The organism is Amycolatopsis sp. NPDC004079, assembly GCF_040610415.1.
In the GTDB taxonomy this organism is placed as follows: Bacteria; Actinomycetota; Actinomycetes; order Mycobacteriales; family Pseudonocardiaceae; genus Amycolatopsis; species Amycolatopsis halotolerans.
This window is the reverse complement of record NZ_JBEXMH010000036.1, coordinates 64,904-87,295: the sequence shown is the minus strand read 5'-3', so window position 1 is coordinate 87,295 and position 22,392 is coordinate 64,904. Positions and strand designations below refer to the sequence as shown.

General features: G+C 69.6%; 26 protein-coding genes. 15 read left to right on the top strand and 11 right to left on the bottom strand.

What is annotated here, in order from left to right:
• Positions 1–49 precede the first annotated feature (49 nt).
• The 3 genes from dapC to ABZX37_RS30755 all read right to left on the bottom strand — a co-directional run bounded on the left by dapC (position 50) and on the right by ABZX37_RS30755 (position 1,749).
• Complete coding sequence (dapC, locus tag ABZX37_RS30765; RefSeq protein WP_354745420.1) at positions 50–1,138, bottom strand: succinyldiaminopimelate transaminase; 1,089 nt, start codon at positions 1,136–1,138, stop codon at positions 50–52.
• The gene (fdxA, locus tag ABZX37_RS30760) at positions 1,135–1,455 is read right to left on the bottom strand and encodes a ferredoxin (RefSeq protein ID WP_009072848.1); all 321 of its coding nucleotides are present in this window, start codon (positions 1,453–1,455) and stop codon (positions 1,135–1,137) included. The genes dapC and fdxA overlap by 4 nt, the downstream gene beginning before the upstream one ends.
• A 120-nt stretch (positions 1,456–1,575) precedes the next feature.
• Positions 1,576–1,749 carry a hypothetical protein gene (locus ABZX37_RS30755; RefSeq protein ID WP_354745418.1) on the bottom strand — a complete coding sequence of 58 codons (174 nt, stop codon included), beginning with the start codon at positions 1,747–1,749 and terminating at the stop codon, positions 1,576–1,578.
• A gap of 47 nt (positions 1,750–1,796) precedes the next feature.
• Between ABZX37_RS30755 and ABZX37_RS30750 the strand changes: the two genes are divergently transcribed.
• The 8 genes from ABZX37_RS30750 (at position 1,797) to ABZX37_RS30715 (ending at position 6,505) form a co-directional block, all read left to right on the top strand.
• Positions 1,797–2,546, top strand: a complete 750-nt coding sequence (locus ABZX37_RS30750) for a GNAT family N-acetyltransferase (protein ID WP_354745416.1) — start codon at positions 1,797–1,799, stop codon at positions 2,544–2,546.
• Positions 2,543–3,535 (top strand): 2-phospho-L-lactate transferase, encoded by a 993-nt coding sequence (cofD, locus tag ABZX37_RS30745; RefSeq protein WP_354745414.1) that lies wholly within the window; start codon positions 2,543–2,545, stop codon positions 3,533–3,535. Before ABZX37_RS30750 ends, cofD begins: the two co-directional genes overlap by 4 nt.
• Positions 3,528–4,865 carry a coenzyme F420-0:L-glutamate ligase gene (locus ABZX37_RS30740; RefSeq protein ID WP_354745412.1) on the top strand — a complete coding sequence of 446 codons (1,338 nt, stop codon included), beginning with the start codon at positions 3,528–3,530 and terminating at the stop codon, positions 4,863–4,865. Before cofD ends, ABZX37_RS30740 begins: the two co-directional genes overlap by 8 nt.
• Entirely contained in the window at positions 4,862–5,389 is a 528-nt protein-coding gene (locus ABZX37_RS30735) for an NUDIX hydrolase (protein WP_354745410.1), read from the top strand. Before ABZX37_RS30740 ends, ABZX37_RS30735 begins: the two co-directional genes overlap by 4 nt.
• Positions 5,390–5,398: 9 nt before the next feature.
• Positions 5,399–5,545 (top strand): LPXTG cell wall anchor domain-containing protein, encoded by a 147-nt coding sequence (locus ABZX37_RS30730; RefSeq protein ID WP_354745408.1) that lies wholly within the window; start codon positions 5,399–5,401, stop codon positions 5,543–5,545.
• Positions 5,542–5,895 (top strand): GntR family transcriptional regulator, encoded by a 354-nt coding sequence (locus ABZX37_RS30725; protein WP_344288708.1) that lies wholly within the window; start codon positions 5,542–5,544, stop codon positions 5,893–5,895. Before ABZX37_RS30730 ends, ABZX37_RS30725 begins: the two co-directional genes overlap by 4 nt.
• Before the next feature lie 32 nt (positions 5,896–5,927).
• Positions 5,928–6,194: a hypothetical protein gene (locus ABZX37_RS30720; protein ID WP_354745407.1), complete on the top strand. Its 267-nt coding sequence runs from the start codon at positions 5,928–5,930 to the stop codon at positions 6,192–6,194.
• Between the two features lie 68 nt (positions 6,195–6,262).
• Positions 6,263–6,505, top strand: coding sequence for a hypothetical protein (locus ABZX37_RS30715; RefSeq protein WP_354745405.1), 243 nt, complete (start codon positions 6,263–6,265; stop codon positions 6,503–6,505).
• A gap of 1 nt (position 6,506) precedes the next feature.
• Here the strand turns inward: ABZX37_RS30715 and ABZX37_RS30710 are convergent, their stop codons facing one another.
• Both ABZX37_RS30710 and ABZX37_RS30705 read right to left on the bottom strand, forming a co-directional pair.
• The gene (locus ABZX37_RS30710; RefSeq protein WP_354745403.1) at positions 6,507–7,400 is read right to left on the bottom strand and encodes a DNA-3-methyladenine glycosylase 2 family protein; all 894 of its coding nucleotides are present in this window, start codon (positions 7,398–7,400) and stop codon (positions 6,507–6,509) included.
• Entirely contained in the window at positions 7,400–8,479 is a 1,080-nt protein-coding gene (locus ABZX37_RS30705; protein ID WP_354745401.1) for an NDP-sugar synthase, read from the bottom strand. Before ABZX37_RS30705 ends, ABZX37_RS30710 begins: the two co-directional genes overlap by 1 nt.
• 140 nt (positions 8,480–8,619) lie before the next feature.
• Here ABZX37_RS30705 and ABZX37_RS30700 point away from each other — a divergent pair, with 140 nt between their 5' ends.
• Positions 8,620–9,099: a hypothetical protein gene (locus tag ABZX37_RS30700; RefSeq protein ID WP_344288719.1), complete on the top strand. Its 480-nt coding sequence runs from the start codon at positions 8,620–8,622 to the stop codon at positions 9,097–9,099.
• A gap of 193 nt (positions 9,100–9,292) precedes the next feature.
• Here ABZX37_RS30700 and ABZX37_RS30695 read toward each other — a convergent pair whose 3' ends face one another.
• The gene (locus ABZX37_RS30695) at positions 9,293–10,156 is read right to left on the bottom strand and encodes a glycosyltransferase family 2 protein (protein ID WP_354745399.1); all 864 of its coding nucleotides are present in this window, start codon (positions 10,154–10,156) and stop codon (positions 9,293–9,295) included.
• Positions 10,157–10,226: 70 nt separating this feature from the next.
• Positions 10,227–10,862: a TetR/AcrR family transcriptional regulator gene (locus ABZX37_RS30690; RefSeq protein ID WP_354745439.1), complete on the bottom strand. Its 636-nt coding sequence runs from the start codon at positions 10,860–10,862 to the stop codon at positions 10,227–10,229.
• A gap of 133 nt (positions 10,863–10,995) precedes the next feature.
• Here ABZX37_RS30690 and ABZX37_RS30685 point away from each other — a divergent pair, with 133 nt between their 5' ends.
• From ABZX37_RS30685 to ABZX37_RS30675, 3 genes are read left to right on the top strand one after another with little or no spacing between them, the layout of a single operon-like run.
• Positions 10,996–11,613 carry an SRPBCC family protein gene (locus tag ABZX37_RS30685; protein WP_354745397.1) on the top strand — a complete coding sequence of 206 codons (618 nt, stop codon included), beginning with the start codon at positions 10,996–10,998 and terminating at the stop codon, positions 11,611–11,613.
• Between the two features lie 26 nt (positions 11,614–11,639).
• On the top strand, positions 11,640–11,969 hold the full coding sequence (locus ABZX37_RS30680) for a hypothetical protein (RefSeq protein WP_354745396.1): 330 nt from the start codon (positions 11,640–11,642) through the stop codon (positions 11,967–11,969).
• A 46-nt stretch (positions 11,970–12,015) separates the two neighbouring features.
• Entirely contained in the window at positions 12,016–12,990 is a 975-nt protein-coding gene (locus tag ABZX37_RS30675; RefSeq protein WP_354745394.1) for an amidohydrolase family protein, read from the top strand.
• On the opposite strand, the gene ABZX37_RS30670 is transcribed toward ABZX37_RS30675, so the two are convergent.
• Together ABZX37_RS30670 and ABZX37_RS30665 are read right to left on the bottom strand one after the other, a co-directional pair.
• Positions 12,987–14,117, bottom strand: coding sequence for a glycosyltransferase family 1 protein (locus ABZX37_RS30670; protein WP_354745438.1), 1,131 nt, complete (start codon positions 14,115–14,117; stop codon positions 12,987–12,989). The genes ABZX37_RS30675 and ABZX37_RS30670 overlap by 4 nt on opposite strands.
• 430 nt (positions 14,118–14,547) lie before the next feature.
• The gene (locus ABZX37_RS30665; RefSeq protein ID WP_354745392.1) at positions 14,548–15,633 is read right to left on the bottom strand and encodes a glycosyltransferase family 1 protein; all 1,086 of its coding nucleotides are present in this window, start codon (positions 15,631–15,633) and stop codon (positions 14,548–14,550) included.
• Between the two features lie 18 nt (positions 15,634–15,651).
• Here ABZX37_RS30665 and ABZX37_RS30660 point away from each other — a divergent pair, with 18 nt between their 5' ends.
• Genes ABZX37_RS30660 through ABZX37_RS30650 form a run of 3 tightly spaced genes read left to right on the top strand, consistent with a single transcriptional unit; the run spans position 15,652 to position 20,204 of the window.
• Positions 15,652–16,581: a glycosyltransferase family 2 protein gene (locus ABZX37_RS30660; RefSeq protein ID WP_354745390.1), complete on the top strand. Its 930-nt coding sequence runs from the start codon at positions 15,652–15,654 to the stop codon at positions 16,579–16,581.
• Positions 16,582–16,612: 31 nt separating this feature from the next.
• Complete coding sequence (locus tag ABZX37_RS30655) at positions 16,613–19,126, top strand: glycosyltransferase (protein ID WP_354745388.1); 2,514 nt, start codon at positions 16,613–16,615, stop codon at positions 19,124–19,126.
• Positions 19,119–20,204 (top strand): glycosyltransferase family 1 protein, encoded by a 1,086-nt coding sequence (locus ABZX37_RS30650; RefSeq protein WP_354745387.1) that lies wholly within the window; start codon positions 19,119–19,121, stop codon positions 20,202–20,204. Before ABZX37_RS30655 ends, ABZX37_RS30650 begins: the two co-directional genes overlap by 8 nt.
• 183 nt (positions 20,205–20,387) lie before the next feature.
• Here the strand turns inward: ABZX37_RS30650 and rfbD are convergent, their stop codons facing one another.
• Both rfbD and rfbB read right to left on the bottom strand, forming a co-directional pair.
• Entirely contained in the window at positions 20,388–21,272 is an 885-nt protein-coding gene (gene rfbD / locus ABZX37_RS30645; protein WP_354745385.1) for a dTDP-4-dehydrorhamnose reductase, read from the bottom strand.
• Between the two features lie 28 nt (positions 21,273–21,300).
• Positions 21,301–22,293, bottom strand: coding sequence for a dTDP-glucose 4,6-dehydratase (rfbB, locus tag ABZX37_RS30640; protein ID WP_354745436.1), 993 nt, complete (start codon positions 22,291–22,293; stop codon positions 21,301–21,303).
• Positions 22,294–22,392 lie beyond the last annotated feature (99 nt).

The window sequence follows — 22,392 nt, the reverse complement described above, 5'->3', positions numbered from 1 at the left end:
ACATTGGGGCGCTTCGAGCTGGACGGCAGGCCAGGCGGGAGCGAGGCGGTTAGCCCTGCGCCAGCCGCTCCGCGGCCGCCTCGATGCGTTCGTCCGTCGACGTCAGCGCGACGCGCACATGGTCGCGACCCGCGGGCCCGTAGAAAGTCCCCGGCGCGACCAGAATCCCGCGCTCGGCAAGCCATTCCACCGTGGCCTGCGCGGATTCCCCGCGCGTGGCCCAGAGATACAGCCCAGCCTCGGAGTACGTGATCTCAAACCCGCTGTCCTGCAACGCCTTCCGCAGCACCACGCGACGCGCACGGTAGCGTTCGCGTTGCACGGCAAGGGCTTCGTCGTCGGTGAGCGCGGCCACCATCGCCTGCTGCACCGGACGCGGCACGATCATGCCGGCGTGCTTGCGCACCTCCAGCAACGTCTTCACCAGCTTCGGGTCACCGGCCACGAAACCGGCGCGGTAGCTGGCGAGGTTCGCCGACTTGGACAGCGAATGCACCGCGAGCAGGCCGTCCGTCTGTCCACCGTGGACGGACGGATGCAGCACCGACAGCGGTTCCGCCTCCCAGCCGAGCGAGAGGTAGCACTCGTCGGACACCACGACGGTGCCGCGGTCGCGCGCCCATTCGACCACCTTGCGCAGGTGGTCGACGCCGAGCACGCGGCCGGTCGGGTTCGACGGCGAGTTCAGCCAGATCATCGCCGGGCGGCGCGGGCCGAGCTGGGTCAACCCGTCCGCGCGCACCACCTCGGCGCCCGCGAGCAGCGCGCCGACCTCGTACGTCGGGTACGCCAGCTCCGGGATGACCACCACGTCGCCCGGCCCGAAGCCGAGCAGCCGCGGCAGCCAGGCCACGGCCTCTTTCGAACCGATCGTCGGCAGCACCGCGTCCGGTTCGACGCCGGTGATCCCGTACCGCCGCCGCAACGCCGTTACGGCCGCTTCGCGCAGCTCAGGCGTGCCGTGCGTGGTCGGGTAGCCGGGGATCTCCGACACCGACGCGAGCGCGGCGCGGATCGAGTCCGGCACCGGGTCGACGGGCGTGCCGACGGAGAGGTCGACGATGCCCCCGGGCTGCGCCTGCGCGCGGGCCTTGACCTCGGCGAGCGAATCCCAGGGGAAGTCGGGCAGCCGGGTCATTCGCCCTGCGGGGGCAGAGCCTTGATGAACCCCGGGTCGTGCGCGGTCTTGCCGACCTTGGAGGCGCCGCCGGGCGAGCCGAGTTCGTTGAAGAAGTCGACGTTCGCCTTGGTGTAGTCGGACCAGTTGTCCGGGACGTCGTCCTCGTAGTAGATGGCCTCGACCGGGCAGACCGGCTCGCAGGCGCCGCAGTCGACGCACTCGTCCGGGTGGATGTACAACATCCGCTCGCCCTCGTAGATGCAGTCCACGGGGCACTCGTCGATACACGCCTTGTCGAGCACGTCGACGCAGGGCTCGGCGATCACGTAGGTCACTGCGTACTCCTGGCTTCTCCTGCTGGGCCGGTCGGTGCGGACATTACGCGCTTCCCTGGCCCCCGGTGGTGGTTAGGCGACCCTTATCCCACCCCTGGAAACGGGGCGGATCCGCGCCGCTCAGCGGTCCCGGCGACGCGGTTTCGGCGCGTTCCGGGCATCGCCGGTAATCGTGAACGAGGGGCCGGCGGGCTTGCCGTCCTCGCGTTTTTCTTCGAGAGTCCGCTTGAAGCCATCGGCGATCTCGTCGACAAGCTCGTCGTTGTGCCGGTCGTCCTTGCGCGCGTAGCTCATGGGGTTCTCCTGCGGAACGGGACAGCTCTCTCCGTCACAATCTAACCGTGAACTCCCGGGAAAAGCTCGAAATCGTGTGCGCGAAAGCATGGCCGGCGGTGGTCGAGGAGCCGCTCGGACAATGGACTTTGCGCTGGGCGGACGGCTTCACCGGGCGCGCGAACAGCACACTCGCCGTCGGCGACCCCGGCCGCCCGCTCCCGGACGCGCTCGACGCCGTATGTGACTTCGCCCACGCTCGCGGCATTCCGCCCGCGGTTCAGGTGCTGGAAGACAGCGAGCTGGAGCGCGCGGTGGCCGCGGCGGGCTGGCGCGAGCAGGTCGAGCACGCCGCCGGGCACCAGGTGTCGGTACTGACCGGTCCGCTGCCGTCCGGGCCTTCGCGCGGCGCCGAGGTCCTCGACCAGGCGACGCCGGAATGGTGGGAGTTGGCCGAGGGCACCACCGAGCCGAGTTCCGCCCAGTGGCACGTCGTGACCACCGGAAAGGTCGGCTACGGCGTCGTGCTGGCCGACGGAATCACCGCGGGAGCGGTGCGCGGCGCGATCGTGGACGACTGGCTGCACGTCTCCCGGCTCGCGGTCGCACCGGCGTTTCGCCGCCGCGGCCTCGCCACGACGGTGCTGCACGCGCTCGCGGACTGGGGCCGCGCGCACGGCGCCGACAAGTGGGTCCTGCAAGTGGCGGTGGGCAACACCGGCGCACTCTCGTTGTATTCCGCGCTGGGCTGTTCGGAGCACCACAGGTACCGGTACTGGGGCCCGGCGCCGCGGACGTGCGAGGATCGCCAGTCGTGAAGATCGTCGTACTGGTTGGCGGGGTGGGCGGCGCCCGCTTCCTGCTCGGGGTCAAAACCGCACTCGGACTTCCCGCGATCGGCGCGGGCGAGTCCCCGCACGAGATCACGGCGCTGGTCAACACCGGCGACGACGTGTGGATGCACGGCCTGCGCATCTGCCCGGATCTCGACACCTGCATGTACACCCTCGGCGGCGGCATCGACTCCGAACGCGGCTGGGGCCACGCGGGCGAGACCTGGACGGTCAAGGAGGAACTCGCCGCCTACGGCGCGGAACCGACCTGGTTCGGGCTCGGCGACAAGGACATCGCGACGCACCTGATCCGGTCGCGGATGCTGCGCGCGGGCTATCCGCTGTCCCAGGTCACCGAGGCGCTGTGCGACCGCTGGCAGCCCGGCGTGCGGCTGCTGCCGATGTCGGACGACCGGGTCGAGACGCACGTCGTGATCGACGACCCGGAGCAGCCGGACCAGCAGAAGGCCGTGCACTTCCAGGAGTGGTGGGTCCGCTACCGGGCGGGCGTGCCCGCGCATTCGATCGTCGCGGTCGGCAACGACGAGGCCAAGCCCGGCCCCGGCGTGCTGGCGGCGCTGGCCGAGGCGGACGTCGTGCTGTTCGCGCCGTCGAACCCGGTCGTGTCGGTCGGCACGACGCTCGGGGTGCCCGGGGTGCGCGACGCGTTGCGGAAATCCCGCGCGAAGGTCGTCGGGGTGTCGCCGATCATCGGCGGGAAAGCGTTGCGCGGCATGGCCGACGCGTGCCTCACCGCGATCGGCGTGGAGACCTCCGCGGAGGCGGTCGGCCGGCATTACGGTGCGCGAACCGAGGGCGGCGTGCTCGACGGCTGGCTCGTCGCGCCGGAGGATCACGAGGTCACGGTGCCCGGCGTGGACGTGCGCGCGGTGCCGCTGCTGATGTCCGATGTGGACGCGACGGCGGACATGGTCCGCGCGGCGCTCGACGTAGCGGGAGTCTCCCTTGACTGACCACGCTTCCCAGAAGATCGAGATCCTGCCGGTCCCTGGCTTGCCGGAGTTCCGTCCCGGCGACGACCTGACCGGCGCGATCGTGTCCGCCGCGCCGTGGCTGCGGTCCGGCGACGTGGTCGTGGTGACCAGCAAGGCGTTTTCGAAGATCGAGGGTCGGCTCGTGCGCGTGCCGAGCGATCCCGAGGAGCGCGACGCGGCCCGGCGCAAGCTGGTCGAGGAAGAATCGGTGCGGGTCGTCGCCCGGATCGCGCGCACGCTGATCACCGAGAACCAGCTGGGCATCGTGCAGGCGGCGTCCGGGATCGACGCGTCGAACGTGCGCGGCGACGAAGTGGCGTTGCTGCCCGCGGATCCGGACGCGTCCGCTTTGGCTCTGCGCAACGGTTTGCGGGAACGGCTGGGCGTCGAGGTGGCCGTGGTCGTCACCGACACCATGGGCCGGGCCTGGCGAGTCGGCCAGACGGACGCCGCGATCGGCGCGTCCGGCCTGCGCGTGCTGCATGGGTATGCGGGACAAGTCGATTCGCAGGGCAACGAGCTGGCTGTAACGGAAATCGCGGTCGCCGACGAGATCGCTGCCGCTGCGGATCTGGTGAAGGGCAAGCTCGGCGGGCTGCCGGTGGCGGTCGTGCGCGGGCTGCAGATCCACGACGACGGTTCCACCGCGCGCACCCTGATCCGCCCGATCGAAACCGACCTTTTTCGCTTGGGCACCAACGAATCCATCGCACAGGGCCGCCGGGAAGCCGTGCCGCACCGGCGTTCCGTCCGGCAATTCAGCGACGACCCGGTGGATCCTGAAGCCATGCGTCGCGCCGTCGCCGCCGCGCTCACCGCGCCCGCGCCGCACCACACGCACCCCGTCCGCTTCATCTGGCTGCGCGACGAAGGTCTGCGCCGCAAACTCCTCGACGCGATGCGCTCGTCCTGGGAAGCCGACCTGACCAGCGACGGTTTCACCCCTGAACAGATCGCGAAACGCCTCTCCCGCGGCGACATTCTCTACCGCGCGCCGGAACTCGTGATCCCGTTCCTGCTGCCCGAAGGCGCGCACACTTACCGCGACGACCGGCGAAACCGGCACGAGCGCACCATGTTCACCGTCGCCGCCGGCGCCGCTGTGCAGGGTCTGCTGGTCGCGCTGGCCGCCGAAGACCTCGGCTCGTGCTGGATCGGCTCGACCATCTTCGCCGCCGACCTGGTCCGGTCCACTTTGGACCTCGACGACCAGTGGCACCCGCTCGGCGCGGTCGCGATCGGGCACCCGGCCGAACCCGCTCCCCCGCGCGGACCGCTCACCACCGGCGATGGGCTGATCGAACGATGACCCTGCACGAATCCGCCGTCGCCGCGCTGACCGAGTGGAAGCCCGGGCCCGCGTCGCAAGAGTCGCTGCGGCAAGCGTTTCTCGGCTTCCTGGCGTCGCGTTCGGACACTTGCCAGCGTTCCTGCGAGGCGGGGCACCTGACCGCGTCCGCGGTCGTCCTCGACTCGACCGGCACGCAGGTCCTGCTGACCCTGCACCCGCGCGTCGGCCGCTGGCTGCAACTCGGCGGGCACTGCGAACCGTCCGACGCGTCGCTGTCCGAAGCCGCCCTGCGCGAGGCGACCGAGGAATCCGGCATGAGCGGCCTGGTGATCGGGGAAACGCCGGTGCACCTGGACGTCCACCCGATCACCTGCTCGCTCGGCGTCCCCACTCGGCATTTCGACGTCCGTTACGCCGTGCACGCACCGCCCGGCGCGGAACCCGTGCGCAGCGAGGAATCCGACGACCTGCGCTGGTGGCCGGTCGACGCGCTGCCCGCGGGTTCGGAGGATCTGGCCGAACTGATCGCGGCGGCCCGTTAACCTGGGCGCATGGACCTGGCGCGACCGCACCTGCACCCGGGCGACACCGGCGTCGCCATCAGCGGATGGGTGGTGCTGATCGGGTTCTTGGTGGCTTTCGCGCTGCTGGCGCTGGGCATTGTGGTGAGCATCCGGAGGAAACGGCGGCAACGATGAGCATCAGCTACGACCCGGCTTCGCCCGTTCCGCCGTTCGAACAGGTCCGGACCTCGCTGGCGAACCAGATCAACGACGGCACTCTCGCGGTCGGCACGAAACTCCCGACGGTGCGCGGACTGGCTGCGGACCTGGGCATCGCGCCGAACACCGTGGCGCGCGCGTACCGCGAACTCGAGGAAGCCGGACTGCTGGAAACCCGAGGCAGAGCAGGCACTTTCGTCGGCGCGACCGGCGACGAGACGCTGTCTCGAGCCCAGGCCGCCGCGGCCACGTACGCCGAGGTCATCCGCGGGCTGGGCTTGTCGGCGGAACAAGGCGTGGCGATCGCGGCGGCTGCCCTGCGCTGAGCGCGGCGAGGAATTAGCATCGGGTTTTGTCCGTGCCCGACCCGATTGGGAAGCCCATGCTGAACCTCGTCCTGCCGGGCGCGCTGATCCTGCTGCTGGTGGTCGTACTGGTCCTGAAATTCACGGTGGGACGGCCTAAGCAGCCTCCGCAAGCTGGACCTGGGCAGCAGCCGCAAGGCCCGTACCCGCCGCAGCAGTTCCCGCCGCAGGGCCAGTACCCGCCGCAGCCGGGCGCGCAGCAGCAGTATCCGCAGCAGCCCGGGCAGCAGTATCCGCCGCAGCAGCCCCCGCAGGACTGACGCGTTTCACCGCGCCGCCCGACCTGAGCGGACTACGATGAAGTCTCGTTCAGGGGAGGGTTTCCATCGTGGCATTACAGCCTTGGCATCTCATTGTTCTGCTGCTGGCAGCGGGCCTGGTCGTCGCGATCGTCGTCGCAGTGCGGGCTTCGTCGAGGCGGAAGCAAGGGCCGCCGCCGGGTTACTTCCCGCCGCAGCAGCAGGGCTGGCCGGGCTATCCGCCGCCCGGCCAGCAGCACCCGAATGCCCCGCGACCGCCTGGTGCGCAGTACCCGCCCCAAAACCCGCGGAACCCGTATCCGCCGCGCTGACTCACATCGCCCGGTAATCCCGCAACTCAATCCGCGGCCCGAACCTCGGCTTCCGAGCCCCAGCCGCCCCTAAATACCGGATCGCGCGTTGCCGTTGCGGCGCGTACGGCGCGAGCACCCGCGCCATCTCCTCGTCGTCGATCTTCCGCCCGAGCAGCGTGTGCCCGACCATCGCCGGGATGTTGTAGTCGCCGAAGCTGACCGCGTCCGGGTCGCCCCACGCGCGCTGGGCGATCTCCGCCGCCGTCCACACGCCGATTCCGCGCACCTTCCGCAGCCACGCCCGACCCTCGACCCCGCGCAGTCGCACCGCTTCCTCCAGTCGCGGGGCCGCCCGGGCCGCCTCGATCAAGGCCGTGCGGCGCTTCAGGTCCACGCCGATCTTGTGCCAGTTCCAGTCCACAATGGACCGAATGGCGGCCGGATCCGGCGGCACCCGAAGGAAATCCGGACCCGGCCCGGGTGCGCGCGTGCCGAACCACCGGCACAGCTCCGCCCACGACCGGATCGCTTCCTTGCCGCTCACCTTCTGTTCGAGGATCGCCAGCACCAGCGCGTCCCACACCCGCCCGGTCGACCCGAGCCGCAAGCCGGGCGCGTTGCGGCGGCCTTCGGCGATCACGTCGTGGTGCGCGACGAATCCGGTGTCGTCATCGTCCGCGCCGAGCAACGCGGGCACGCCCTCGAGCAGCAAATCCGCGCCGTCACCCCAGGCTTCGGCCTCGACAACCCCGTCCGGCCGGTGCAGCAGCGCGAGCGTTCCCTTGCCGCCGGGCGTGTTCGCGGCCAGCCACCAGACGCCGCGGTCGCGCCGGAAGTTCAGCGACCCGCGCCCACGGCTCAGCGGACCCAGCACCTGCGCCAGATCCACCGGAAACCCCGGACGCCACTCCATCACGCGTCGCTCGAAAACCGGATGCCGCCGTCCGGCACCGAAACGCCGGGCCAGATCCGCACGCCAGCAAGCAATTCGCAGCCGGCCCCCACCGACGCGCCGTCGCCGAGCACCACGCCGCGCAGCACCGCGCCCTCGCCGACCTGAGCTCCGCGACCCAGCACCGAATTCTCCACAACCGCGTCCGGACCGATCACCGCGTCGTCGAACACGACCGAGCCGGACACCGTCGCGCCCTTTCCGACAATGGCCCGCGCACCGATCGTCGTGCCGTCGGTGAGCTTCGCTCCGGTGAAGACGGAAGCCGCGTCCAGCACCAGAAAATCGCCGGTCGGCCCGGCCAGCGCCGACGTGGGCGCGACGCCGCGAACCAGATCGGCACTGCCGCGCACAAAAGCTTCCGGGGTGCCGACGTCGAGCCAGTACGAAGAGTCGACAAATCCGTGCAGATGCGCGCCGTTCTCGAGAAGCCCGGGGAACGTCTCGCGCTCGACCGACACCCGCCGCCCGGTCGGAATGGTCTCGATCACCGGACGGCGGAAGACGTAGCAGCCGGCGTTGATCTGGTCCGTCGGCGGGTTCGGCGTCTTCTCCAGGAAGGCGGTGACGCGGCCGTCGGAATCAGTCGGCACCGAGCCGAACCGGCTGGGGTCGGGGACGCGCTGGAGGTGCAGGGTGACGTCCGCGCCGGAGTCGAGGTGGGTGCGCAGCTGAGCGTGCAGATCGGCTCCGGAGAGGATGTCGCCGTTGAAGACGATCGCGTGGTCGGCGCGCAGCCGGTCGTAGACGTTGCGGATGGCGCCGCCGGTGTCGAGCGGCTCGTCCTCCACCACGTACTCGAGCTCCAGGCCGTGCGCGGACCCGTCGCCGAAGTACTCCTCGAACACCTCGGCCCGGTACGACGTGCCGAGCACCACGTGCCGGATTCCGGCCGCGCGGATGCGGGAGAACAGGTGGCTCAGGTACGGCGTGCCCGCCGTCGGCAGCATCGGCTTCGGCGCGGACAGCGTGAGCGGGCGCAGCCGCGTGCCCTGGCCGCCGACCAGTACGACGGCGTCGACCTCGACCTCGGACGTCACAGAAATCTCCTTTGTATCACGCACCGCTGAGCGACAAGCCGCGGGAAACGTGGGCGGCGCGGGCCCCGAGGGCCTACCCTAGACAGGAAACAGGCGGGCCTTTCCCCAGAGGCCCCGGGTCAGTCGGGAGGCCGAGGGGAATGGACCCCCGCGATCGCGCGGACGCTTTGCTCGCACGCGCACGATCCCGCGGCGCCTTCGTGGTGACGCCGGACAACATGACGTCTCCGATGGATTCCTCCAGCACCCAGCAGATCTCCAGAGCGGTGGTCTCCGGGCTGGACCCCGACACCACGACGCAATTGCCCGCGTCGCTGATCGAAGAGAACGACCATCCGCTGGCAGGCGGCTCGCGAACCCAGCCGTCGCCGCATCCGCTGGCCCAGCCGACGCCGACGCGGCCGCTCGAGATCCCCGGCCCGCAGAACACCCTGCCGCAGCCGACGGTGCCGAGCCCGGCCGGTCCGCAGACGACGACGCCGCTGGTCCCGCGCCCGCAGGCGAAGCCGGTGGCGAGCCCGCTGAAGGAACCGGCCGAGGAGGAAATGACCGGCCTGGTCCCGACGGTCAAGCAGAACAGCGGCCGGTCCAATCTGTCCCGGCGGCTCGACGGGCTGTGATCCTCGCGGGGTCTCCCCCGGCCCGGGTTGCCCGGATTGCCCAGGGAGACTTCCCGTGCGGGAGGTCGAGTCTCCCGCGAGCGATCTTTACGACCGCAAAGTGTTGCGGCTGCTGAGCATCCGGACGCCCGCGGAGGCACGCCGGTTGCCCTGCTGTCCTTTGCGGACCGCCGCCCTTGCGGACCCTGCGGCCTCAGCCCTTGCGGGTCTCCAGCTTCACGCGCAACGCCAGCCCGAGCTTCACCGCCGCCAGCACCGGCTTCCACAGCAGCCCCTGGTGCCGGTCGGCGAGGTAGCGGTAGGCGCTCGAGTGGTGGGCGCGCAGCATCTTCGCCGACGCGCGCGCCGTCGAGTGGCCGCCGATGTGCATCACGCTCGACGACGGGGCGTAGACGTTCTGCCAGCCGGCCTTCGCGAGCCGGTCGCCGAGGTCGACGTCCTCGAAGTACATGAAGTAGCGGGTGTCGAAGCCGCCGACGGAGTCGAACGCCTCGCGCCGGAAGAGCTGGCAGGAGCCGGACAGCCAGCCGGACGTGCGCTCGGTCGGCGCGGCGTTCTCCTGGCGGTATTCGCGGGTCCACGGGTTGCCCGGCCAGACCTTGCTGAACACCGCGTGCCCGATCCCGCGGCCGAACGACGGCAGCAGCCGCGCGGACGGGTAGACGGTCCCGTCGAGGTCGTGGATCAGCGGCCCGAACGCGGCCCCGCGCGGCCAGCGGCCGGCGACCTCGATGAGCGCGTCGAGCGAGCCCGGCTCCCATTCGAGGTCCGGGTTGACCACGACGACCCAGCCGTAGCTGTCGTCGAGCGCCGCGACGCCGCGGTTGGCGGCGGTCCCGTAGCCGACGTTCTCGCCGATGCTGACGAGCGTCACGTTCTCGCGTTCGGCGGCCTTTTCCGGAGCGCCGTCGGTGGACGCGTTGTCGGCGACGACGACGTGGACGTCGCGGTCAGTCGCCTTGTCGAGCGTGTCGAGGAACTTCTCGAGCGTTTCGCCAGGGAAGTAGGTCACGGTCACGACGCCGACGCGGTCACCATACGTGCGCTGCTCAGTCACCGCGCCATTGTCCACTGCTCACGGACGGCTACGTCAGCCCACCGACCCGGTCACCCGCAGTCACTTCCGCTTACGCTTTCAGCTCGGCCAGTTCGTCGTCGATCAGCAGGGCCGGGTCGAACTTCATCCCGGTGAAGTGGCCGGCCAGTTCGAGCGACAGCACGCCGTGCAAGCGGGTCCAGAAGGACAGCGCGCGCCGCACCGCGCCGGTGCCGACGGTGTCGCTGTCCACCCACTCGCGATGGGTTTCCAGGTGCACGTGGAACGTCGTCGCCGACTCCGGTTCGCCCAGGGCCGAGTTCGCCTTGATCAGGACTTCCATGACCTCGTTGGAGATCGCCGTCGTGTCCGGCGGCGCGTGGTAGCCGGGCACCGGCGTGCCGTAGATGAGGAAGTACCGCTGCGGATCGGCCTTGGCCCAGTCGCGGATGACGTGGGCGAGGGCCAGCAGGTCCGCCCCGGAATCCGCCGCCGCCCGGACGGTGTCGGCGAGGCTCCGGAACGCGTCCCGGATCAACGCGGTGATCAGCTCGTCCCGGCCGCGGTAGTACCGGTACAGCGCGGGCACGGTCATGCTCATCTGCTTGGCGATCGCGGTCAGCGACAACGCCGGCAGCCCCGCCTCGGCGATCTGGTTCCGCGCGTGCTGCTTGATCTCCCCGCGCACCTGCTCGCGGTAGCGCTCCCGCGGTGCCTGTTCGGTCATCGGCCGTTCCCCTTCGCTCATCCCCGTTCAGTGTAGTTAAGCCCTTTCACTTCCGCTATTGACGTTCACGATGGTGAGCTTGTACGGTCTTAACCGTAGTTAAGACCATTAACTGTCACTAATGGAGTTCACCATGACGAACACTGCACGCCGCCTGCGCGCCGCCCTCCTCGCGCTCCCGATCGCCGCCGGACTGCTGGGCGCCGCGCCCGCGCAAGCCGCCACCACGCACCCGAGTTCCCTGACCTGCCAAGGCAACGGCATCGACCGGACCGCCCAGCTCCACCACCGCGCGGAGACCTTCATCAAGGCACCGCTGAGCACCGTGTGGCGGCTGCACACCAACGTCGAAAGCTGGCCGCAGTGGCAGAAGCCGGTCACGAGCATGAAGCGCCTTGACCCGGGCAGGCTGCACCCCGGTTCGCGATTCCGCTGGACCACACCCGCCCCGGCCACGCCGTCGACCCCGGCCACGACGCTGGTCATCACGTCGACCGTCCACCAGGTCAAGCCCGGCCAGTGCATCCGCTGGTCCGGACCCGCGATCGGCCAGGGCCTGCGGATCGACAAGGGAACGCACGTCTGGAACTTCGTCCCGGTGCGCGGCGGAGTCGTCGTGCGCACCGAAGAAAGCTGGACCGGGCCGCAAATCGAGGCCGACCCGGCCACCGCGATCAAGTACCTGGCCCCTGGCCTGGACCTCTGGCTCGCCGATTTGAAGGCCGCCGCCGAAGCCCGCTGCCACCGCTGACCACCACCCCGCGAAGGAGAATCGTCATGACCGCATCTCGTGCCTCGCTGCCCATCCTGATCACCGCCTGGTCCGTTCCCGCGCTCGTCCTCGGGCAATTCGCGTTGCTCTCCGGTATCCCGCTGATCGCGCTGGTCGTCTCCAGCCTTCGCAATTCCCAGCCGCACGCCCTGCGCTGGTGGTCGGCCGGACTGGCCGCGGTCTACCTCGGAGTCCTCGCACTCTGGGCGTTAAGTCCGGAAAGCGCGCCCAGTTTGTCTAAATCCATGAATCCGGCGGTCACCGCATTCTTCGTCGCGAGCGGAGTCGCGGTCGCTATCGCACACCACGTCCGCAAAACAGCCAAGGCCGGTTAACCGAAAACTGGTAATCTCGAAAGCACCAGCCATAACGAGGAGGCCGATGAAAACCGTCGCGATCGAGGAGCACTGGACCACCCCCGGCATCGACCGGATGCTGCGCACCGAATCCGGCGATCCGAGCGTCGCCCACAACGACCGGGGCGACCTCCCGGAACGTCTGCTCGACATCGGCGACCAGCGCGTCGCGTGGATGGACGAGGCGGGCATCGACGTCCAAGTGCTCTCGATCGCGCCGCCGGGAACTCACGGATGCCCGCCGCCGCAAGGCATCGAGCTGAGTCGCGAAGCGAACGATCTCGCCAGCGAGGCCGTCGCGAAGCATCCCGATCGCTTTCGCGCCATGACGACGCTGCCGATGTCCGACCCGGCCGCCGCTCTCGCCGAACTGCAGCGGACGGCGAACGATCCAGCGCACGTCGGCATCATGTCGTACGGCCGCAGTGGCGATCGTCCCCTCGACGATCCCGCGTACGACGAACTGCTCGGCGCGGCCGCCGAGCTTGGGCGGCCGGTTTTCGTCCACCCGCAGATCCCGGTGGAGTCAGTGCGCCGGGCTTCCTACAGCGGGTTCAGCCCGGAACTCGACCTCGGGCTGGCCACCTACGGCCTCGGCTGGCACTACGAGGCCGGGCTCGCCGTCATCCGGCTGATCCTGCGCGGAACGTTCGACCGCCACCCGAATCTGCAGGTCGTCCTTGGCCACTGGGGCGAAGTGGTCCTGTTCGCGCTGGACCGCATCGACAGCCTGTCGCACACGGCCACCCATCTCGAACGCCGCGTCGCCGAGTATTTCCGCACCAACATTCACCTGGCGACCAGCGGAATGCTCGTCCCGCGAATGCTGCGCAACGCACTCGAATACACGACCGCCGACCGGATTCTGCTGTCCGGCGATTATCCGTTCCACCGGATGCAAGCAGCGGCCATCACGGAATTCCTGGAGAAATTGCCGAACCAGGAAGACCGGGAAAAGATCGCGCACGCCAACGCGGAAGCCCTTTACGGTCTCCGTTAACGATTGCGCAAATGCTGGTGCCAGGCTTTCCCGTAAGCCTCGCGGTGCCGATCCGCCGTTGTCGTCCACGAGAATTCCTTGGCGCGCCGCTGCGCCGCGGAAGCGAGTACTGAACGACGCGACGGATCGGCCAGCAGTTCCGTCAACGCCGCGGCGACGTCACCCGCACCGACGCCGCAGTACGCCACCGCGTCCCCGCCGACCTCCGGCAGCGACAGCCGACGAGTGGTCAGTACTGCGGCACCGCAGGCCATCGCCTCGAGAACCGGCAGTCCGAAGCCTTCGCCGAGGCTCGGATAAGCCACAAGTTCCGCGCCGCCAAGGAATCCGGCGAGCGTGCCGAACGGCAGGTACCCCGCGCGAATCACCCGAAGCCGGTGCGGCACCGCGTCCAGCGCGCGCTCCACCTGGGTGTCCCAGCCGGGCTGCCCGGCGAGCACGAGAGCCGGAGCGTCCCGCTGCCCGGCGACCGCGCGGGCGTAACCGCGGATCAGCGCGGGCACGTTTTTCCGCGGTTCGAGCGCCCCGAGGAACGCGATATACGGCGTCGCGCCGAGCCCGACCGCCTTCCGCGCCGCCGCGATCTCCTCCGGGGACGGCGGATGAAAGCGTTCGCTGTCGACGCCGTGATGGATGATCTCCATCTCGGCCCGCCGCACCGGGCTCACCCGGGCCAGTTCTACCGCTGTCGCGTGACTGGGAACTACGCAGAGTGTTGCCCGGCGCAGCGCCGTGGTGGTCCAAGCGCGGAAGAAACGGGCCTTGACCGACGAGTGCAGGACGGCGTCGGTGAAGAACGTCGCGTCGTGCAGCGTGACCACCGAAGCGGCCCCGCTGGCGAGCGGCATCGTGTAGTGCGGCGAGTGCACGACGTCGGCGGCGAGCCGGCGCACGAGCCGCGGCAGGGTGGCCTGTTCCCAGGTCAGCCGAGCGGTGCGCGTCGAGGTCGCGGGCGATGCGGCGACGATCCGGGAACTGGGCGCGAGCTGGCCGTAGAGCGGCAGGTCGCGCGGCTGGCAGACCACCGTCAGCCGGGCCCCGTCCTGATCGAGCGCGCCGACGAGCGAGTCCACGTATCGGCCGACCCCGCCCCGATCCGCGGGCACCGCGGTCGCGTCGATCAGCACACGGGGATCACCGGTCACGAGTGCAGCGTACGGCGATCACCCACCGCACAGGTCAGGAACCGGCAAACTGCCGCCAACTCCGGTGGCACCCACCCTCGCCCACCTGCGCTCACCCGTCTGGGTTCACCCGACCGTGTGACCTCGGCGGTTCTGGCTGACTGTCCGCTCGGCCGACGTCGCCGAGCTTCGACAGCTCCGCCGCGTCGCCTCGCGACACCGCTCAGCCCGACCGCCGACGCACCCGCCCACAGCCCAGCTCCACCGCCGCGTCCGGCCCGCGTCGCCTCGCGACACCCCTCAGCCCGACCGCCGACGCACCCGCCCACAGCCCAGCTCCACCGCCGCGTCCGGCCCGCGTCGCCTCGCGACACCGCTCAGCCCGACCGCCGACGCACCCGCCCACAGCCCAGCTCCGCCGCCGCGGCACCTCTCAACTCGACCGCCGATGGGCAGCCCACACCGCCTCCGCCGCAGCCCGCCACGTGAACGTCCGCGCCCGTTCCCGCCCGTGCTTCGACATCTCCGCCGCCTTGTCCGGCGACAGCAGCACCTCTTTCAGCGCCCGAGCCAGCGCATCGGCGTCCCCGCGCGGCGCCACCAGCCCCGCCCCGCCGGACACCTCCACCAGCGCCGGGACGTCCGTGTGCACCACCGGCACCCCGATCGCCATCGCTTCCAGCAGCGGCAGCCCGAAGCCCTCGGCGAGGCTCGGCATCGCCAGCACGCTCGCGCCGCGCATCGCCGTCGCCAGCTGGGCGTCGGTCACCTTCCCCAGCACCCGCACCGATTTCAGGCCGCGGTCGGCCGCCAGCCGCACCGGGTCGATGCCGCCCCAGCCGGGCTGGCCGGCGAGCACGAGGCCGACGTCGCCGACCTCGTCCGTGCCGTCGAGCTGCGCCACCGCGTCGACCAGCACGTCCATGCCCTTGCGCGGTTCGATCGTGCCGACCGCCAGCACGTACCGCGACGGCAGATCCAGCGCCGCAGACCCCTCCGGCACGGTCACCCCGTGCGGCACGACCCGCACCGGAACGTCCACGTCCAGCAACACCGCCAGCTCGTCGGCGACCGCCCGCGTCGGCACGATCAGCCCGGACGACCGCCGGGCGGCCCGCGCGATCATCGACCGGTGCCAGCTGACTCCTCGCGCGGTCAAAGTCTCCGGATGCGTCCACGGCACGGTGTCATGCACAGTGACGGTCAGCGTTCGCCCAGCCGGAGGACGGGGCGGCGCGAACGGGGTCGGCGCGTGCACCGCGTCACCGCCCGGCCACCAGCGCAGGCCCAGCTGCCACAGCGCGACCAGCGCCCTCGGCGGCAGCGGCAGCACGCGCGGTCCTTCGACGCCCTCGATCCGCGCCGCGGAGACGTCCGCGTGCCGCGCGACCACGCTGGACACGGTCCAGCCGGGCGGCGCGGTGCGGGCGAGCGCGGGCAGCAGTTCGGCGGTGTACCGGCCGGTGCCGCCCGGAACGGGGGCGAGCAGTTGCTCGGCGATCACGACCAGTTCGGGCACGCCGCTATTCTCTCCCAGGTGACCAGCGAGGAATCCGGCACCACCGTCGTCGTGGTGACCTGGCGTGGGGCAGACCACCTCGCCGCGTGTCTCGACGCGCTCGCCGCCCAGGACCGTCCACATCGGACACTCGTGGTCGACAACGCCTCAACCGACGGCACCGCAACGATTCTGGCCGCGCACCCCAGCCGTCCGGAGGTCCTCCGGCTGCGCCGAAACACCGGTTACGCCGGTGCGATGGCTCACGCGCTCAGCCGGATCGACACCCCGCGTGTCGCCTGGCTCAACGACGACGCCGCGCCCGAACCGGACTGGCTCGCGGTCCTCGAGGACACCCTCGAGAGCCAGCCGCTCGCCGCCGCCGTCACGTCCCGGCTCGAACTGCCCGACGGCAGCACCCAGTCCACCGGCGTCCGCCTCACCGCCGACGGCCACGGCGCCGACCTCACCGAGCCCAGCGACGAGGTCTTCGGCTTCTGCGGCGGCGCCGCGCTGCTGCGCACCGAGGCCGTGCGCGAGGTCGGCGGGGTCCCGGCGAGTTTCTTCTGTTACTACGAGGACACCGACACCGCGTGGCGGCTTCGGCTGGCCGGATGGCACGTCGTCGCCGCGCCGAAGGCACGCGTCCAGCACCTGCACGGGGCCAGTACGAACCCCGGTTCACCGCAATTTCACCGCTGGAATGAACGCAACCGTTTGCTCATGCTGTTGCGCTGCGCCCCTACTAAAGTCGCATTCCGCGAACTGGCCCGTTTCGCCGCGATCACCGCTTTGCTGCCGCTGCGCAGGCACCGTCCGGCCGCGGCGAACTTCGACCCAGCACTGCGCTTACGCGTACTGGCGGAGATCTTTCTCCGGCTCCCCCGCACGCTGCGGGAACGCGGTCGCGTGAGCCGGATCTCGGCGCTGGGCCGAGGCGCGATCTGGGAAGCCTGGGCTGGCCTTTAAGCTGGGCGGAAATTCGACGGAGGAGCTCGTCTTGGCAGTGGGGGACCCGCAACCGCTCGTCTCGGTGATCGTGGTGAATTACCGCGGCGCCGACGACACCATCACCTGCCTGCGGGCGCTGCGAGCCGACCTGGACTACGCGAATGTCGAGCTGATCTGCGTCGACAACGCTTCCGGCGGCGACGACGCGGCCCGCATCCGCGCGGCGGTGCCGGACGTCCAGCTCATCGAATCGCCGGTCAACACCGGTTTCGCGGGCGGCTGCAACCTCGGCGCGCAACACGCGAACGGCACTGTCCTCGGCTTCCTCAACAACGACGCGCGCCCCGCTCCGGCGTGGGTCTCCGCGGCCGTCGCCGAACTGCGCGCGCAACCGACCGTCGCCGCGGTGGCGAGCAAGGTCGTCGACTGGGAGGGCACCGGCACCGACTTCGTGGACGCGGGTCTGACCTGGTTCGGCATGGGCTACAAACGCCACGCCGGCAGCCCGCTCGCGGACGTGCCCGAGGCCGAGCACGACGTCGCCAAGGACGTCCTCTTCGGCACCGGCTCGGCCCTGTTCGTGCGCGCCTCGGTCTTCGCCGAACTCGGCGGTTTCGACGAGCGCTTCTTCATGTTCTACGAGGACGTCGACCTGGGCTGGCGCCTCAACCTGCGCGGCTGGCGCGTCCGCTACGTGCCGGAATCGCTCACCTACCACCGCCACCACGGCACCATGTCCGCCGTCGACGCACCGGACACCGGCCGCGAGACCTTCCTGCTGGAACGCAACGCACTGGCCGCGCTGTACAAAAACCTCTCCGACGAATCCCTCGCCCGCGCTCTGCCCGCCGCACTCGCACTGGCCGTCCGCCGAGCGACCGCACGCGGCGGCATCGATCCGGAGCAGCTGAACCTCGAGAAGGGCGTCGGCCCAGTCGACACCTCAGACATCTCGGTCCCGCGCACCACGCTCGCCGGAGTGCTGGCGGTGGACCGATTCGTCGAGATGATGCCTTCGCTGGCCGAGTCGCGGACGATTGAGCAAACCGCCCGCGTACGCACCGACGCCGACTTGCTTCCGTTGCTGCGCAAGGCACTTGAGCCCGCTTACCCGCTGCCGGACTACCTGCGCGCGCACGAAATTCTGGTGGAAGCGTTCGGCATCAAGGACGTCTTCGGCCAGCGCCGCAAGATCCTCGTCCTGACCGGCGACTCCATCACCGAGCGAATGGCCGGCCCCGCGATCCGCGCGTGGAACATCGCCTCGACGCTGTCAGCCGAGCACGACGTGCACCTCATGACCACCAACCCGCTGGTCTCGCCCCCGCCCGCGGCCTTCCAGGTCAGCTCGGGCAAACACCGCGATCTCGACGGCCCCATCGAATGGGCGGACGTCGTGATCTTGCAGGGCCACGTACTGGAACTGGCCCCGTCGCTGAAGAAGCAGCACGAGAACAAAATCGTGGTCGCCGACGTCTACGACCCGATGCACCTGGAGTTGCTGGAACAGGGCAAGGACGCCCCGGACGACCAGCGCGCTCTCGACCTCGCCGGTGTCACGCGAGTCCTCGACGCCCAACTCGAACGCGCCGATTTCTTCCTCTGCGCTTCCGAACGCCAGCGACACTTCTGGCTAGGCCACCTAGCCGCACTCGGCCGCCTGTCCCCGCGCCTCTACGACGCCGACCCGACCACTCAGTCGCTGCTGGCCGTCGTCCCCTTCGGCCTGTCCCCCCAGGCCCCGACGCGCACCGGTCCGGGCTTGCGTTCCTCTCTTGGCATCGGCGAATCCGACCGCGTAGTCCTGTGGGCAGGCGGCGTCTACAGCTGGTTCGACCCGCTGACCCTGATCCGCGCCTTCGACCTGCTCCGCCACCGCCGCGACGACGCCCGTCTCGTGTTCCTCGGCATGAAGCACCCGAACCCCGAGGTCGCCGAAATGGATATCGGCGCCCGTACGGTGCGGCTTGCGGATTCCCTGGGCCTCACGGACAAGAACGTCTTCTTCAACGAACAATGGGTCCCGTATTCGGACCGGCAGAACTGGCTTCTCGACGCCGACTGCGGCGTCACCACGCATTACGAACACGTCGAGACCACTTTCGCTTTCCGCACCCGGGTTCTGGATTACCTGTGGGCCGGTTTGCCCATCGTGACGACAGACGGCGATGCCTTCGCCGACCTCGTCCGCGCGGAGAACCTCGGCGTCGTAGTCCCCGCCGAAGACGCCGGCGCCTTGGCAGACGCGTTAGAGAAGTCCTTGTACGACCGAGAATTCGCCGACGCCTGTGTCGAACGAATCCGAGTGGTCGCCCAGCGGTACGCCTGGCCGGAGGCACTGAAACCGCTGGTGGAATTCTGCCGGAACCCGCGCCCAGCCGCCGACCGGTTGCCCGGCGGCGCGGACCTGACGGTCAGCGACCCAGTGCGCGGAGCCGCGCTGGTACGGCGAGATTTGGCCCTGGTCAAGGAATATCTCGCCGCTGGCGGACCGGGCGAGTTGGCAAAGCGAGCAGCGGGACGAGTCACGAAGGTGGCACGGGAACGGTTGCGCCGTGGCTGACCGTCCGCTGCGCGTCCTGCTAGACGGCACCCCCCTGCTCGGTTCCCGGACCGGGATCGGCCGGTACACGGCCGCACTGAGCGAAGAACTCGCTTCGATGTCCGAAGTGGACCTTCGCGCCGTCGCTTTCACTTTGCGGGGCTGGCGGAAATTGCGGCACGTTTTGCCGCATGGGGTTCAGGCTCGGGGAATGCCAGTCTCTGCCCGCCTTTTGCGAGCCACCTGGTTACGTACCCAGCTGCCGCCAGTGGAACTGTTCGCCGGCCCCACCGATGTCGTCCATGGCACGAATTTCGTCCTCCCCGGCCGCCTCCGCGCCGCCGGAGTTCTGACCATTCACGACCTGGCTTTCATCGACGCCCCTCAGGAACTGGCCCACTCCGACCGAACCCTGCCCGAACTGGTCCGGCGTGGCGCACACCGAGCGAATGTCATCTGCACGCCGACCGAGGCTGTTGCGGACGCGGTCGCCGAGAAGCTGGACGTTGACCGGTCGAAGATCATCGCCACCCCGCTAGGCGTGAATCCGGCTTGGTTCACCGCTCGACCGCCGGACGACGGAGTGCGAGCGAAGCTGCGGCTACCGGAGAAGTACCTGCTGTTCGCCGGTGCCGCCGGACCGCGCAAGGGCCTGGACTGGCTGGCCGCCGCCCATGCCGCCGCACCGGATTTGCCGCCGCTGGTTTTCGCTGGCCCTGGGCCGTTTCCGAGGCTGCCGAGGTCCGGACAGACTGGGTATCTGTCCGATGTGGACCTTCGGACTGTGGTGGCTGGTGCTGCCGCCCTTGTGCTTCCTTCGCGGGATGAAGGCTTCGGTTTGCCTGTCTTGGAAGCGATGGCCTCGGATGTCCCCGTCGTTTGCACGGACATTCCCGCCCTGCGCGAGGTCGCGGGAGACTGCGCCACCTTGGTCCCGTATGACGACGTTGACGGCCTCGCGGAGGCCCTGCGTCAAGCTGTAATCGATCCCCACGGTCTCGCGACGTCCACCGCCCGCAGAACTCATGCGGCCAGCTTCACCTGGCACAACACCGCGCTACGTACCCTGGACGCATATCGCCAGGCGACCGAGGCGTAGCGCCGCATAAAACCGCTGCCGGCGAAGCCGGAAAAGAACCTCCAAGACAAAGGCATCCCGAGCCGGGATTGTGCTGACGGTCTGGGGGTGTTTGTCAAGGCGGGAAAGATGCCTTGACAAACACCCCCAGACCGCAGGGCGGCTTCGTAGCGGGGAGCAGGGAGGGGGCTGGCGCTTTGTCTTTTAAGCGTGGATGTAGCTGTTTAAAGCTGCGCGCCAATCCCTCAAAGGAGTTAGTCCGGCGTCTCGCCAGGAAGCGTTGGAGAGCAAAGAGTAGGCAGGGCGGGCGGCGGGGCGGGGGAATTCTTCGGTCGTGCAGGGGGTGACCCGAGCAGGGTCGGCCCCGATCTCCTCGAAGATCGCTCGGGCAAATCCGTACCAGGAAGTCTCGCCGCCACCAGTGCAATGAAGGACCTTCCCCGCAGGTCCCCGCCCAGCGGCAACGGCTCCGGCGAGCTCCCACAAACCCCGGGCAAGATCAGCCGACCAGGTAGGCGCCCCTACCTGGTCGTCCACCACGGACAATTGATCCCGTTCGGACTCCAGCCTTCGCATCGTCTCTACGAAATTGGCCCCGGTCTTCCCGTAAACCCAGCTAGTCCGCACCACCCAGGCCGAAGCCCCCGAACCAAGAACCGCGTCCTCCCCAGCGGCCTTAGTCCGTCCGTAAGCATTCTGCGGCCCCAACGCGTCATCAACCTCATAAGGCCGATCCCCGTCCCCAGGAAAAACATAATCCGTGGAGACGTGAATCAACGGCACCCGCCGCGAAGTACAAGCCGCAGCCAGCACCCGAGGCCCGTCGACATTCACCGCGAACGCCCGGGCCTCGTCCGACTCCGCGGCATCGACCGCCGTATACGCGGCAGCATTGATCACCACTGGCACTGCTCCGGCAGCCGCGGCCCGCTCGGCCAGTTCGCCCACCGCGGCGATCACCTGGCCGGTAGCCGTGACATCCAGCTCCGCCGACGAAGGCGCGATCACTTCCGTTTCCGGGCCCGCGGTGTTCACCAGGTCCCGGCCTAGCTGACCGGAACCGCCGGGCACGAGCACTGCCAGCCGCACCGGCGTACCTCCTACTGCGACAAGGGTTTCAGGACGTGCCGAGCGCGGCGCGGGCCTTCAGCGGCTCCCACCACGACCGGTTGTCGGCATACCAGCGCACCGTCTCCGCCAAACCGTCCTCGAACGACACCCGCGGAGCGTAACCGAGTTCGCCGCTGATCTTCGCGATGTCGACCGAGTACCGCCGGTCGTGGCCCTTGCGGTCGGCCACCGGTTCGACCATTTCCCAGCCGACGCCGGTCGCCGCGAGCAGGCGTTCGGTCAGCTCCCGGTTGGTCAGTTCCGTACCGCCGCCGATGTTGTAGATCTCGCCCGGGCGACCGCCGTCGGCGACCAGCTGGATTCCGTGGCAGTGGTCGTCCACGTGCAGCCAGTCGCGGATGTTCAGACCATCGCCGTACAGCGGGACCTTCTTGCCGTCCAGCAGGTTCGTCGCGAAGAGCGGGATGACCTTTTCCGGGAACTGGTACGGGCCGTAGTTGTTCGAGCACCGCGTGACGCACACCGGGAACCCGTGCGTGCGGAAGTACGAGCGCGCGATCAGATCCGACGAAGCCTTCGAGGCCGAGTACGGCGAATTCGGCTCCAGCACGTGGTCTTCCGACCACGAACCGTCCTGGATGGACCCGTACACCTCGTCCGTCGAGACGTGCACGAACTTCCCGACCTGCGCCTCGAGCGCGGCCTGCAGCAACGTCTGCGTGCCGAGCACGTTGGTGAGCACGAAGTCCGCCGAACCGAGGATCGAGCGGTCCACATGGGACTCCGCGGCGAAGTGGACGACCAGGTCGACGCCGCGCATCAGCTCGGTGACCTGTGCGGTGTCGCAGATGTCGCCGCGCACGAAGCGCAGCCGCGCGCTGTCGGCGACCGGGGCGAGATTCGCCTCGCTGCCCGCGTAAGTGAGTTTGTCGAGCACTACGACCTCGGCGTCGGCCAGCGTCGGATACGCCCCCGACAGCACCTGCCGCACGTAGTGCGAACCGATGAACCCGGCACCGCCGGTGACCAGGACCCGCATCCTCATCCACCCTTCCGCCCGACCGGGCACTCTCGCCACCAGCCTACGGGTGGCTCACTCGAGAGTCGGTAGAGTCGGGCAAAGCGCGAAAAGCGCGGG

Excerpts from the sequence above, each read along its gene's own strand:
- dapC (WP_354745420.1), bottom strand. The coding sequence starts at position 1,138 with ATGACCCGGCTGCCCGACTTCCCCTGGGATTCGCTCGCCGAGGTCAAG.
- ABZX37_RS30755 (WP_354745418.1), bottom strand. The coding sequence starts at position 1,749 with ATGAGCTACGCGCGCAAGGACGACCGGCACAACGACGAGCTTGTCGAC.
- ABZX37_RS30735 (WP_354745410.1), top strand. The coding sequence starts at position 4,862 with ATGACCCTGCACGAATCCGCCGTCGCCGCGCTGACCGAGTGGAAGCCC.
- ABZX37_RS30730 (WP_354745408.1), top strand. The coding sequence starts at position 5,399 with ATGGACCTGGCGCGACCGCACCTGCACCCGGGCGACACCGGCGTCGCC.
- ABZX37_RS30725 (WP_344288708.1), top strand. The coding sequence starts at position 5,542 with ATGAGCATCAGCTACGACCCGGCTTCGCCCGTTCCGCCGTTCGAACAG.
- ABZX37_RS30710 (WP_354745403.1), bottom strand. The coding sequence starts at position 7,400 with ATGGAGTGGCGTCCGGGGTTTCCGGTGGATCTGGCGCAGGTGCTGGGT.
- ABZX37_RS30700 (WP_344288719.1), top strand. The coding sequence starts at position 8,620 with ATGGACCCCCGCGATCGCGCGGACGCTTTGCTCGCACGCGCACGATCC.
- ABZX37_RS30690 (WP_354745439.1), bottom strand. The coding sequence starts at position 10,862 with ATGACCGAACAGGCACCGCGGGAGCGCTACCGCGAGCAGGTGCGCGGG.
- ABZX37_RS30685 (WP_354745397.1), top strand. The coding sequence starts at position 10,996 with ATGACGAACACTGCACGCCGCCTGCGCGCCGCCCTCCTCGCGCTCCCG.
- ABZX37_RS30680 (WP_354745396.1), top strand. The coding sequence starts at position 11,640 with ATGACCGCATCTCGTGCCTCGCTGCCCATCCTGATCACCGCCTGGTCC.
- ABZX37_RS30675 (WP_354745394.1), top strand. The coding sequence starts at position 12,016 with ATGAAAACCGTCGCGATCGAGGAGCACTGGACCACCCCCGGCATCGAC.
- rfbB (WP_354745436.1), bottom strand. The coding sequence starts at position 22,293 with ATGCGGGTCCTGGTCACCGGCGGTGCCGGGTTCATCGGTTCGCACTAC.